At 60.4% G+C, this 12,253-nt stretch carries 9 protein-coding genes and 1 tRNA gene; 6 read left to right on the plus strand and 4 right to left on the minus strand.

Going from position 1 to position 12,253, the window contains the following annotated elements:
* From OJJ21_RS04805 to OJJ21_RS04820, 4 genes are all read right to left on the minus strand, one after another.
* The coding region (locus OJJ21_RS04805; RefSeq protein WP_297683685.1) for a class I SAM-dependent DNA methyltransferase at positions 1-737 on the minus strand (737 nt) is incomplete at its 3' end.
* A gap of 45 nt (positions 738-782) precedes the next feature.
* Complete coding sequence (gene hsdR, locus OJJ21_RS04810; RefSeq protein ID WP_297683687.1) at positions 783-3,158, minus strand: EcoAI/FtnUII family type I restriction enzme subunit R; 2,376 nt, start codon at positions 3,156-3,158, stop codon at positions 783-785.
* Between the two features lie 120 nt (positions 3,159-3,278).
* Entirely contained in the window at positions 3,279-4,799 is a 1,521-nt protein-coding gene (locus tag OJJ21_RS04815; protein WP_297683689.1) for a site-specific integrase, read from the minus strand.
* Between the two features lie 86 nt (positions 4,800-4,885).
* Positions 4,886-4,961, minus strand: a tRNA-Glu gene (locus OJJ21_RS04820).
* A 289-nt stretch (positions 4,962-5,250) separates the two neighbouring features.
* Between OJJ21_RS04820 and OJJ21_RS04825 the strand changes: the two genes are divergently transcribed.
* From OJJ21_RS04825 to OJJ21_RS04850, 6 genes are read left to right on the plus strand one after another with little or no spacing between them, the layout of a single operon-like run.
* The gene (locus OJJ21_RS04825) at positions 5,251-5,979 is read left to right on the plus strand and encodes an FCD domain-containing protein (protein WP_297683691.1); all 729 of its coding nucleotides are present in this window, start codon (positions 5,251-5,253) and stop codon (positions 5,977-5,979) included.
* A 36-nt stretch (positions 5,980-6,015) separates the two neighbouring features.
* Positions 6,016-7,836 (plus strand): gamma-glutamyltransferase family protein, encoded by a 1,821-nt coding sequence (locus OJJ21_RS04830; RefSeq protein ID WP_297683693.1) that lies wholly within the window; start codon positions 6,016-6,018, stop codon positions 7,834-7,836.
* Positions 7,837-7,852: 16 nt separating this feature from the next.
* The gene (locus tag OJJ21_RS04835; protein ID WP_297683695.1) at positions 7,853-8,572 is read left to right on the plus strand and encodes a DUF1028 domain-containing protein; all 720 of its coding nucleotides are present in this window, start codon (positions 7,853-7,855) and stop codon (positions 8,570-8,572) included.
* Positions 8,572-9,552 (plus strand): ABC transporter ATP-binding protein, encoded by a 981-nt coding sequence (locus tag OJJ21_RS04840; protein WP_297683697.1) that lies wholly within the window; start codon positions 8,572-8,574, stop codon positions 9,550-9,552. Before OJJ21_RS04835 ends, OJJ21_RS04840 begins: the two co-directional genes overlap by 1 nt.
* Positions 9,553-9,562: 10 nt before the next feature.
* The gene (locus tag OJJ21_RS04845) at positions 9,563-10,633 is read left to right on the plus strand and encodes an ABC transporter ATP-binding protein (protein ID WP_297683698.1); all 1,071 of its coding nucleotides are present in this window, start codon (positions 9,563-9,565) and stop codon (positions 10,631-10,633) included.
* Positions 10,634-10,653: 20 nt separating this feature from the next.
* Complete coding sequence (locus tag OJJ21_RS04850) at positions 10,654-12,174, plus strand: ABC transporter substrate-binding protein (protein WP_297683700.1); 1,521 nt, start codon at positions 10,654-10,656, stop codon at positions 12,172-12,174.
* Positions 12,175-12,253 lie beyond the last annotated feature (79 nt).

Consider the following 12,253-nt stretch of genomic DNA (forward strand, 5'->3'; position numbering starts at 1 on the left):
GGTGTAGCAAGCGTATTGTCGTGCAGGATATTGGTCGGAGCCTCAATGCCATGCAACATCATGTTGGTAACACAGAGCAAGTGCGGTAGTGCCTTTTTCTCCACGCCGATAATGCTGTTCTGCACAGTCGATCGGTCATCGACAGATTGCACATAGCGATCTGTTTTGTGATCCATGACGTGAGCTAGGAACCCGCCTGTGCCGCAAGCAGGGTCAAGTACCATTTCACCTAGTTGCGGGTCCAACATATCGACCATGAACTGAGTAATGGCTCGCGGCGTGTAGAATTCACCAGCATTACCCGCACTCTGCAGGTCTTTTAGGATTTGTTCATATACATCACCGAAGGCATGCTTATCGCCTGTGTTATTGAAATCGATCTCGTTAATTTTGTTGACCACCTGTCGGATCAACGTGCCGTTCTTCATATAGTTGTATGCGTCTTCAAAAGCCGCACGGACGACGCGTGCGCGATCGCGTTCCGGTCCTTCAAGCGAAAGATTCTTCAGTCTCGGGAATAGCTGGTTATTGATGAAGTCGAGCAATGCATCGCCGGTAATACCTTCAGGATTTGTGGCCCATGTGGACCAGCGCAGATGCGCTGGAATGGGAGATTTGTAGTCATCGCTGAGGAGCACCAACGACTCTTCTTGATCACCCAGAATTTTTAAGAAGAACATCCAGACTAGCTGCCCAATACGCTGAGCGTCTCCGTCAACACCGGCGTCCTTCCGCATGATATCCTGAATGGACTTGATTACTCTCGATACGTTAGACACGCTCTACGCTCCCTCACGGTACAGTTCCGTCTGTAAGTCCTTGACAGCGGCTTCATAAGCCAATCTTCCACCGAATAAACCTTTCACGATCTCAACCGGCGTGCCAAACTCATCGAACGGCTTGAGCTGCAGCACCTTGGCATTCTCCAAGGATCCAAAATCCTCGTCAGCGTATTTGTCGAGCAACGCTTCAAGCACTGCGCGCATCTTCCCCTCGTATTTTGCGAAGTAATTACGCTTCTTGACTTGATCTACCCTCTCCTTGCGAGTCAGCGGTGGCTGACCATAGGCGACGTGGCAGAGTAAATCGAAGGCGCTGAAGGTATCGCCGTTCTTTACCTCTTCGCGCAGCCCATGAAGCGATACACCAAGTATCTCCAGTTCCTCGACGATCGCCTGTTTTTTATCCGCATCACTCCAACGTCGGAGAAATTCGTCTAACGTCTTGTAATCTTTCTGCAGAGTCTTTTTCGCATAGGAGCGCAACGATTCGGTGATTAGCCTTCCATCCGGTCCAAGATATTGAACGCGCTTTGAAAGAACGCTGACTTCGACGCCGTCGACGTAGAATTTTCGCGGCCCCGCGTCATCGCCAAATGAGTTGCGGAGCACACCTCCGGTGATGTCAGACTCGTCTTCTTCGCCAAATTCACCGAACGATCCAGCTGTGACATCATATTCGTCCAGCGGGACTGGCGGATCGGTCGCAGCCGGTTCGTATATCTGGACCGGATCGCCGTCAAAATCAGGATCAGCGAATAGTTCAGTCGCTCGCTTAAAATCCATAATGGTGAAGTATTGCTTGCCGTGCTCTTCATCAATGCGTGTGCCGCGTCCAATGATTTGCTTGAACTCGGTCATGGACTGAATACGCTGATCTAGAACGATCAGCTTACAGGTTTTTGCATCGACGCCGGTGGTCAACAGCTTCGATGTCGTCGCAATTACAGGATGGCGCGATTTCGGATCGATGAAATTGTCGAGTTCCGCCTTGCCTGGCGCATCATCTCCGGTAATCCGCATGACATAGCGAAGATTTTCAATTACCAGATCGGCGTTTTCATTGGCGAGCGCCTGCCGCATTCGCTCGGCGTGTTCGGTGTCCTCACAGAACACAATTGTCTTATCAAAGCGGTTGGTGGCTTTCAGGAATTCAGTGATCTTCGCGGCGACCAATTTTGTCCGTTCATCTAAAACCAGCGTCCGGTCGAAATCCCGCTGGTTGTAAATTCGGTCTTCCACTTCATGACCGTAACGGTCGATCGTTCCCGATTCTGGCCTGTAACCCGTCAGATCCTTGTCGAGATCATAACGAATGACCTTGTAGGGTGCGAGGAAACCGTCTTCAATACCTTGACGTAGCGAGTATGTGTAAACAGGCTCCCCAAAGTAATCGATATTTGAAACGTCTCTCGTTTCCTTCGGCGTGGCAGTTAGACCAATCTGTGTTGCTTTTGAAAAATATTCCAAAATTTCACGCCATGCGGAATCAGCTGCTGCACTGCCACGATGGCACTCATCGATGATTATCAGATCAAAGAAGTCCCTCGAAAACTGCTTATAGATATTCGCAGCTTCGTCTATTCCAGTGACCGCCTGATAGAGAGAAAGATATATTTCATATGACTTATCCGCCTGGCGGTTAGCGATCTTCGTCATCGCTCCGCCAAATGGTTTGAAATCGTTCGTCTTCGTTTGATCGACAAGAATGTTACGGTCGGCAAGAAACAGAATTCTCTTCTTTGCACCAGCCTTCCAAAGCCGCCAGATGATCTGAAATGCGGTGTACGTTTTTCCGGTCCCCGTCGCCATAACGAGAAGAAGCCGACCACGTTCCTTTGCAATTTCTTCAATTACACGATTGACTGCGAGTGTCTGATAATAGCGTGGCGCTTTACCTGAACCATCATTGAAATAATCCTGATTAACGATGGGATCCTCCGAAGAAGCGATCCCCTTCCAAGCCGCATATCGCAGCCAAAGATCTGCTGGTGATGGCATTTCATCCAGCGCGATTTCTTGTTCAACACTGTCGCTAGATCCTGACCTGTCATGCATGAGAATGCTTTTACCATTCGTCGAAAAGACAAATGGGACATCGATCATCTCGGCATATTCGAGCGCTTGCTGCATGCCTGCGCCGGCCGAATGTGAGCCATCTTTGACTTCGATAACCGCAATCGGAATATTAGGTTTATGATATAGAATGTAGTCGGCGCGCTTTTGGGTCCCTCGCGATATTAGCTTGCCGCGAACGATGATACGGCCGGCTGTCAAGCTCACTTCCTCGCGGATTTGGGCATGCAAATCCCAGCCCGCAGCCGTAAGCGCGGGCGTAATAAACTTGCTGCAAACGTCACGTTCGCTAAGCCCACGCATTGCCGCCGTCCCCCATTTCGCCATTTAGGCGGAAATGGCTCGTTTTGCCAACATCAAAGCGATGCAGCGAGGGTAGCCCTACCCCACCCCTAGATATCCCGCCCAAGACGTGCAGATCGGTCACCTAGCGCCTGGTCTCTCGGGTTTTTTCGCATCGTCGGACAGGAGGTAGCTTCGAGCTGTAAACGCGAGCTGCTTTACATCAACTGGGAATACGATTTTATCCATGCCGCGCTTCAATGCCGCTGGGCTTGTCCCTAGGCGCATTCCATAAGAGCGATTAGTGGTACTTTCATCTTCGTGCCCGACGATCGCTTTAATGTAGTCGGGCCGCAACTCCGCCTCAGTTGCCCACTGGATGAAAGTGTGGCGCAGAGAATGGAAGTCCACCGCGGCATCACGTTCAACCTTCCTGATCACTCTGTTGATACGCTTACTGAAGAGGCCAGCTGGGTTTTCATGACTGTCTGACTTAATCTTGAAGAGACGGCCCTTCTGTCCTTCAACATATTTCATGAAGCCGATTTCAATGAGCGCTTCCGGCACGGGAACACGGCGAATGCTATCAGTATTCTTGATATTCTTGCTTTCGTCACCTCTTCCGCCATGAAAGTCGATAACCGCAATCTTCTTTGCAGTAGTGATATCCGCCTTATTTAGCTGAATGATTTCACTCTGGCGTGCGCCGGTGAACAATGCGAGCAAGGTTACCCAAAACGAGGCCTGTCCATTGGCATCGTTCTTCGGATTCGTAAAGTGCTTCAGCTTGAATAGCGCCTCAAGCGACTCAAAACTAAATGCACGCCGCGCCTCACGTGGTTTTCCGATTTCAATGTACTTTAGGCCTGCGAAGGGGTTTCTCGGCGCGGGATCGAGTGGTTCAGAAAAGTCATCAAAAGCACCCTTAAGGTACATCACATACTTCTTTACGGTCGCAACGGACTTTCCATCTTCTATCAGCTCGTCCCGAAATTTTACTGCGTCAGCTTTTTTGATCTCACTGATCAGTTTTTGCTTTCCGAATAACGTAGCCGCGCGGCGTGCTTCTGATGCACCCTTCAGTCCGATCCGAGCTTCTCGCCTCCCGATCCATTTTGTAATCGCGACTGAGACTGAGGGGCCCTGGCCCGCTTTCTCGACAATATCGGGGGGTAACGGGAGGCCGCCGCGGCGAACCGCATCAGCAATAATCGAATCGTCGAGCGCATCTTCCATCGCACGACGAAGGGTCTCCCATCGATCAGTCCCTTCCCTTACTGCCATCCCCGTCTGCTGGATTGCCTCTTCGATCCGCGCTGACCTCCAGGCGGGGTTGCCGAAATCAATCGGAAGGGCGGTCCCTTCGGGATCCAGCGCTGGCGCAGTAGCTTCGATTTGGTTCAACTCGCGCCGCAAGTACTGGCGGGCTGCATGGTCAATATCGCCATCGGTAGCACTCGCAGCGGTGCGCCTGGCTTTCAACAGCACGCCTTCTGCCCAAGCATGGGCCTGCGGCCACCTCCGAGCTGCCTCAGCCGGATCAGTGGTCTTCAAATTACGGGTAAGAACCTTAGCGCCAGCCGCATTATGCAGCTCGGGCGGCACGACTCGCCGATACCGAAAGGTGCCAGCTGAGTTCACAGTGAGATGTTTGAGCGACATTATGAGGCGCATTTTGAACAACTTTTGTCCCAGCTGACCACCGAAAAGCTTCGATATTGCTGGAAAACTGCAAGTTGTTCGCCATTTGGCGACCCCAACGGGATTCGAACCCGTGTCTTCACCGTGAAAGGGTGACGTCCTAGGCCTCTAGACGATGGGGTCGGCCTGTGGCGGTCCGAATCAGCGATCCGGATCGCAGCGCCGGTCGCCCGGCGCGAGGCGCTGTGTACCGGTATCGCCTGCACAAATCAATAGCTGCTCCGGTCCCCGACTCAGGCATCGGCGCTGCCCCGCTGCGGTATGGATTTACCGCGCCGTACCAATTCCAGAAATGGTACGGCGCGATAGCCCTCCAACTGCCGGAAGAGGCAGCAGAATGCGCATTTATTTGGCATTTAAACCAATGATTTAGGCTTGTCGGTCATGTACCATTATGTTTAGGTTCAGCGCCATGAACGAAATGTCGCCCCATCCGGTCACCCGCGTGGCCTCGGCTGCCGAAGCCGTCGCCGTGCTGCGCAAACTGCTGGTCGAGCATTCCGCCCATCCCGAGACTCCGCTGCCGACCGAGCGCGATCTCTCCGCCCGCATGGGGGTGAGCCGCCGCGTGGTGCGCCAGGCGCTGGCCGAGCTGGAATCCGAGGGCAAGATCTGGCGCCGCCAGGGCAAGGGCACCTTCATCGGCCCCGCCCCCTCCTCCTCGGCGCCGACCTTGAGCCGGCTGGCCAGCCGCACGAATTTCTACGAGATCATGGAAGTGCGGCTGCATATCGAGCCGAGCATCGCCAGCCTCGCCGCGCATCGCGCCAGCGCCGAGCAGATCGCCATGATCCGCCGCCTGGCCGAGCGCGTCGCCGCCGCCGGCCTCGATACCGAACCGGCGACGCTGGAACGCTGGGACAGCGCCTTTCACCGCAGCCTGGCCGAGGCGGCCGGCAACCGGCTGTTCCTCGACCTGTTCGAGGTGATCGACAAGATCCGCTACGACCCCTCGTGGCAGAGCACGCGCGCCCGCGCCCGCACGCCGGACGGCAAGCTGCGCTCGGCGCAGCAGCATCTCGAGATCGCCGAGGCCGTGGCCGCGCGCGATTCCGCCCGCGCCGCCCTGATCATGCGCCAGCATATCGCCACGCATCAGGAAGCCCTGCTGAAGGCGATGAATCCCGACCAGTCATCATAAGAAAATGCCCGTCTCTCCAGTTCCCGGATCATCGTCATGAAAATTCCCTTCGCCTTCACCACCCGCCCTGAGATCAAGGGCACCTTCGGCGTCGTCGCCACCACGCACTGGATCGCCTCGTCCGCCGCCATGGGCGTGCTGGAGCGCGGCGGCAATGCCTTCGATGCCGCCGTCACTGCCGGCTTCGTGCTGCATCTGTGCGAGCCGCATCTGAACGGTGCCGGCGGCGATCTGCCCGCCCTGCTGTGGAGTGCGAAAAACAAAAAGGTCGAAGTGCTGTGCGGCCAGGGTCCGGCACCGGAGAAGGCGACGATCGCGCATTTCAAATCGCTTGGCCTCGACCTGATTCCCGGCTCCGGCCTGCTGGCGCCCTGCGTGCCCGGCGCGGTGGACGGCTGGCTGCTGATGCTGCGCGACTACGGCACCATCGACATTGCCGAGGCGCTGGCGCCGGCGATCTATTACGCCGAGACCGGCACGCCGCTGGTGCCGCGCGTGATCGACACCATCGGCACCGTGCAGGCGCTGTTCCGCGACGAATGGAAGACTTCGGCGGCACTGTGGCTCGATAAGACCGGCGCCCTGCCAAAGGCCTATGCGCTGTTCAAACAGCCCGGCCTGGCGGCGACCTATCGCAAGCTGGCTGCGGCCGGCAGCGGCAAGCGCGAACAGAAGATCGAGGCCGCGCGCAAAGCCTGGCGCGAAGGCTTCGTCGCCGAGGCCATCGACAAATTTGCCTCCGGCACCGAAGCCATGGATGCCTCGGGCCGCCGCCATCGCGGCGTGCTGAGCGGCAACGACATGGCGAAATGGCAGGCGCATGTCGAAGCGCCGCTGACCTACGACTACCACGGCTGGACCGTGGCGAAATGCGGCCCGTGGAGCCAGGGCCCGGCCTTCCTGCAGCAGCTCGCCATCCTGAAGCATTTCGATCTCTCGGCCATGGACCCGGCCGGGCCGGATTTCGTGCATACGCTGGTCGAGGCCTCCAAGCTGGCCTTTGCCGACCGCGAGGCCTGGTATGGCGATCCCGATCATGTGGATGTGCCGATGGCCGCGCTGCTGTCGGATGCCTATAACGCGCAGCGCGCCAAACTGATCGGCGATACGGCGTCGCTGGAATTGCGGCCCGGCGATCCGGTCGGCAGCGGCGCGAAACTCACCTCGATCAAGGCCGGCGAAGCCGGCGGCGTCGGCGTCGGCGAACCCACGGTGGGGCGCCTGGCCGGCAGCGACGGCAAGGTGACGGCGCGCGGCGCCGCCAGCGGCGACACCTGCCATGTCGACGTGATCGACCGCTGGGGCAACATGGTGTCGGCGACGCCGTCCGGCGGCTGGCTGCAGTCCTCGCCGCTGATCCCCGACCTCGGCTTCTGCCTCGGCACGCGGGCGCAGATGTTCTGGCTCGAAGCGGGCCTGCCCAATTCGCTCAAGCCCGGCAAGCGGCCGCGCACGACTCTCTCTCCGTCGATGGCTTTGCGCGACGGCAAGCCGGCGCTGGCCTTCGGCACGCCCGGTGGCGACCAGCAGGACCAGTGGTCGCCGCAGATGTTCCTGAAGATCGCGCATCACGGCATGAACCTGCAGGAGGCCATCGACAGCCCGGCCTGGCATAGCGAGCATTTCCCCTCCTCCTTCTATCCGCGCGCCGCCAGGCCCGGCCATCTCGGCCTCGAAGGCCGCTTCCCGAAGGAAACCATCGACGCGCTGAAGGCGCGCGGCCACAAGGTGGAGGTCGGCGGCGACTGGTCGGAAGGCCGCCTCACCGCCTGCGCCACCACAGAAACACCCGAAGGCACGCTGCTCACTGCCGGCGCCAACCCGCGCGGTATGCAGGGCTATGCGGTGGGCCGATGACGGGGGGCCGCTGACGATGACGTGGTCGATCGTCGCCCGCGATCCTGCCACCGGCGCCTTCGGGGTTGCCGTCACCACCAGATTCTTCGCCGTCGGCGCGCTCTGCCCGCATGCCATGAGCGGGGCCGGCGCGCTGGCGACCCAGGCGCTGATCAATCCGACCTGGGGTCCGCGCGGCCTGGCCATGCTGAAGGACGAACTGCCGGCCCATGAAGTCGTGCGCTGGCTGGTCGCTTCCGACGACGGCCGCGAAGCGCGCCAGCTGCATGTGGTCGACCGCGACGGCAAGACGGCCGCTTTCACCGGCAGGGACTGCATCGGCTGGTGCGGCCACAAGGCCGGCGACGGTTTCTCGGTGGCCGGCAACATGCTGGCCGGTGCCGGCGTGGTGGAGGCCACCTTTGCCTCCTTCGCCGCCAGCACCAAGACACTGGCCGAGCGTTTCCTCGATGCACTCGATGCCGGCCAGGCCGAGGGCGGCGACAAACGCGGCAAGCAGTCGGCCGCGCTCATCATCTATGCGGGCGAGGATTATCCGGCACTCTCCCTGCGCGTCGACGATCATGCCGAGCCGCTGGCCGAACTGCGCCGGCTGTATACGGTGTCGCGCGGCCGCGCCGCCGCGTTTGCCAAATTCTACGCCACCCGCGACAATCCGAGCGGCATCTGGGACCGCAGCGTGATCGAGGCGGAAGTGCAGCGCCTGGAAGCCCAAGAAAAAACAGGGGCAAGCTGATGGCGCTGCTCGAAGTCCAGGATCTGCGCACGCATTTCAGCACCGAGGGCGGCGAGTTCCGCGCCGTCGACGGCATCAGCTTCGCGGTGGAATCCGGCAAGACGCTCGGCATTGTCGGCGAGAGCGGCTGCGGCAAGTCGGTCACCTCGCTCACCGTGATGGGCCTGCTGCCCAGCCGCGGCGCCCGCATCGCCAGCGGCAGCATCACATTCGATGGCCAGGACCTGCGCAGTCTGCCGGCCGATGCCCTGCGCGACCTGCGCGGCAACCGGCTGGCGATGATCTTCCAGGAGCCGATGACCTCGCTGAATCCGGCCTTCACCATCGGCGACCAGATCATGGAAGGCCTGGTGCGGCACAAGGGCCTGACCGGCGCGCAGGCGCGCGAGCAGGCCATCGCCATGCTGCGCAAGGTGAAGATTCCGGCACCGGACACGCGCGTCGACGATTATCCGCATCAGCTGTCGGGCGGCATGCGCCAGCGCGCCATGATCGCCATGGCGCTGGCCTGCGGCCCCGAGCTGCTGATCGCCGACGAGCCGACCACGGCGCTGGACGTGACGGTGCAGGCGCAGATTCTCGACCTGCTGCGCGAGCTGCAGCGCGACCTCGGCACCGCCATCATGCTGATCAGCCATGATATGGGCGTGATCGCCGAGATGGCCGATCATGTGGCGGTGATGTATGCCGGCCGCATCGTCGAACAGGCGCCGGTGGAGATGCTGTTCGACGCGCCGCAGCATCCCTACACCATCGGACTTCTCGGTTCGATCCCGCGCCTGGATCACACCAAGGACCGGCTGGCCGCCATCGAGGGCAGCGTGCCCGATCCGATGGACCCGCCGCCCGGCTGCCGGTTCAGCCCGCGCTGCCCGTTTGTCGAGGATCAGTGCCGTGCGGCCGCGCCGGACCTGCGCGATGTGCTGCCCGGTGTGCTATCTGGCCATGCCGTGGCCTGCTGGAAGGCGCCGCTGTTATGAGTATCGCGCCATGAGCAACATTCTCGAAGTCCGCGGCCTGACCAAGCATTTCACCGCCAGGACCAACTGGTTCGGCCGGCCGGTAAGCCATGTCTCGGCGGTCGACAATATCAGCTTCGATCTCCAGCCCGGCGAGACGCTGAGCCTGGTGGGTGAAAGCGGCTGCGGCAAATCCACCACCGGACGGCTGCTGCTGCGCCTGATCGACCCCACCGCCGGCACCATCAAATTCGATGGCCGCGATATCACCAGACTGACCGGCACGGCTTTGCGCGACCTGCGCCGCGAAATGCAGCTGGTGTTCCAGGACCCTTATGCCTCGCTCAATCCGCGCATGACGGTGGGCGATATCCTGGCCGAACCGCTGATGCTGCATGGCCTGGTGCCGCCGGGCAAACGCAAGGCGCGGGTAGAAGAGTTGCTCGGCCTGGTCGGCCTGCGCGCCAGCCATGCGCGGCGCTATCCGCATGAATTCTCCGGCGGGCAGCGCCAGCGCGTCGGTATCGCGCGCGCGCTCGCGGTCGAACCCAACCTGATCGTCTGCGACGAGGCGGTTTCGGCGCTGGATGTCTCGGTGCAGGCACAGGTGCTCAACCTGCTGAAGGACCTGCAGGCCCGGCTCGGCATCGCCATGGTGTTCATCGCCCACGACCTCGCTGTGGTGCGCCATATCTCGCAGCGCATCGCCGTGATGTATCTGGGCAATATCGTCGAGATCGCCCCCGCCGCCGAACTGTTTGCCCGGCCGCAGCATCCCTATACGCGCGCCCTGCTGTCGGCCATTCCGGTGCCGCAGCCCAAGGCGACGCGCCAGCGCATGATCCTGAGCGGCGATGTGCCGAGCCCGATTGATCCGCCGGCCGGCTGCCGCTTCCACACCCGCTGCCCCTTCGCGATCGATCTCTGTCGCCAGAAAATCCCGGCGACGGAAACGACGTCGGCTGACCACAGCGTCGCCTGCCATCGCTGGCGCGAGCTGCCCGACTCCGTGCCGTTGCCGGCGGAAAGCAACACCGCCGGCGCCGCACGACTCGCCCGGCTGCAGGCCAGGTTCGTCGATTCAGTAGCAGTTTCGGAATAACCAACAGGAGAGAGGCTGACATGATGAAAAAAAGCACCTTGGCGGCATTGGCCGCAATACTCGTTCTGGGCACCGGCGGGCTTGCCACCACTGCTTCGGCGCAGACGCTGAAATTCGGCCTGGCCGAGGATCCGGACGTGCTCGACCCCACCATGGCGCGCACTTTCGTCGGCCGCATCGTGTTTTCGGCGCTGTGCGACAAGCTGGTCGATATCGCACCGGACCTGAAGGTGGTGCCGCAGCTGGCAACCGAATGGAGCTGGTCGGCCGATAACAAGGCGCTGACCATGAAGCTGCGCCCCGGCGTCACCTTCCACGATGGCGAAAAGTTCGATGCCGCAGCGGTGAAATACAATATCGAACGCCACAAGACCATGCAGGGTTCGCAGCGTCGCGGCGAGCTGTCGGCCGTCACCAGCGTCGATGTGGTCGACCCGCTGACCGTTCGCCTCAACACCGCCGCGCCCTTCGCGCCGCTGCTCGCCACGCTGACCGACCGTGCCGGCATGATGATCTCGCCCAAAGCCGGCGCCGCCCTCGGCGACAAATTCGGCACCGCGCCGGTCTGCGCCGGCCCGTTCAAGTTCGTCGAGCGCGTGGCGCAGGACCGTATCGTGGTCGAGAAATTCGACGGCTACTGGAACAAGGCCAATGTGCATTTCTCGCGCATCGAATTCCGCCCCTTCATCGATGCCACCGTACGCCTGGCCAACCTGCGGTCCGGCCAGCTTGATATGCTGGAACGCCTCGCCGCCACCGATGCCGCTGCCGTGCAGAAGGATGCCAAGCTGAAATTCGCTTCGATCACCGAGATCGGCTACTACGGCATCACCATCAACATCGGCAAGAGCGACAAGGCTAAGACATCGGCCCTTGGTTCGAACCCGAAGATCCGCGAGGCCTTTGAGCTGTCGCTCGACCGCAACGGTATCAACAAGGTGGTGTTCGACGGCCTGGCCACGCCGGGCAACCAGTGGGTCGCCCCGAACAATCCGGCCTATGCCAAATCGGTGCCGATTCCGAAGCGTGACATCGCCAAGGCCAAAGCCCTGCTGAAGGAAGCCGGCAACCCCAATCCGGTGATCAACCTGGTGACGCCGACCACCACGGACGCCCGCAATATCGCCCAGGTGGTGCAGGTGATGGCGAAGGACGCCGGCTTCGACGTTCGCATCCAGGCCACCGAATTCGCCACCTCGCTGAACATGGCGGACAAGGGCGATTTCGAGGCCTATATCCTGGCCTGGAGCGGTCGCCCCGATCCGGATGGCAACCTCTACTCCTTCCATGCCTGCAAGCAGCCGCTGAACTATGCCGGCCTGTGCAATCCGGCGCTGGACGAGGTGCTGAACGACAGCCGGCTCACCACCGACATGGCCAAGCGCAAGGAAGCCTGGGAAAAGGCCGCCAAGATCGTCAATGCCGAGCGGCCGATCATCTACCTGCTGCATCGCAAGTGGCTCTATGCCCATAACGCCAAGCTGACCGGCTTCAAGGAATATCCGGACGGCCTGGTGCGTTTCGTCGGCATGAAGATGTAATGCGTCGGGGGGGGGGGGACCCAACCCCCCCCCCCGGTACCAAATGGTTAAAACAGAACCCCTGGCAGGAGGGGCGCCC

Source organism: Ferrovibrio sp. (genome assembly GCF_025869515.1).
Lineage (GTDB): Bacteria > Pseudomonadota > Alphaproteobacteria > Ferrovibrionales > Ferrovibrionaceae > Ferrovibrio.

Bases quoted from the DNA above. Each gene is read 5' to 3' on its own strand.
- OJJ21_RS04845 (WP_297683698.1), top strand. From the start codon at position 9,563: ATGAGCAACATTCTCGAAGTCCGCGGCCTGACCAAGCATTTCACCGCC.
- OJJ21_RS04815 (WP_297683689.1), bottom strand. From the start codon at position 4,799: ATGTCGCTCAAACATCTCACTGTGAACTCAGCTGGCACCTTTCGGTAT.
- OJJ21_RS04825 (WP_297683691.1), top strand. From the start codon at position 5,251: ATGAACGAAATGTCGCCCCATCCGGTCACCCGCGTGGCCTCGGCTGCC.
- OJJ21_RS04830 (WP_297683693.1), top strand. From the start codon at position 6,016: ATGAAAATTCCCTTCGCCTTCACCACCCGCCCTGAGATCAAGGGCACC.
- hsdR (WP_297683687.1), bottom strand. From the start codon at position 3,158: ATGCGTGGGCTTAGCGAACGTGACGTTTGCAGCAAGTTTATTACGCCC.
- OJJ21_RS04835 (WP_297683695.1), top strand. From the start codon at position 7,853: ATGACGTGGTCGATCGTCGCCCGCGATCCTGCCACCGGCGCCTTCGGG.
- OJJ21_RS04840 (WP_297683697.1), top strand. From the start codon at position 8,572: ATGGCGCTGCTCGAAGTCCAGGATCTGCGCACGCATTTCAGCACCGAG.
- OJJ21_RS04850 (WP_297683700.1), top strand. From the start codon at position 10,654: ATGATGAAAAAAAGCACCTTGGCGGCATTGGCCGCAATACTCGTTCTG.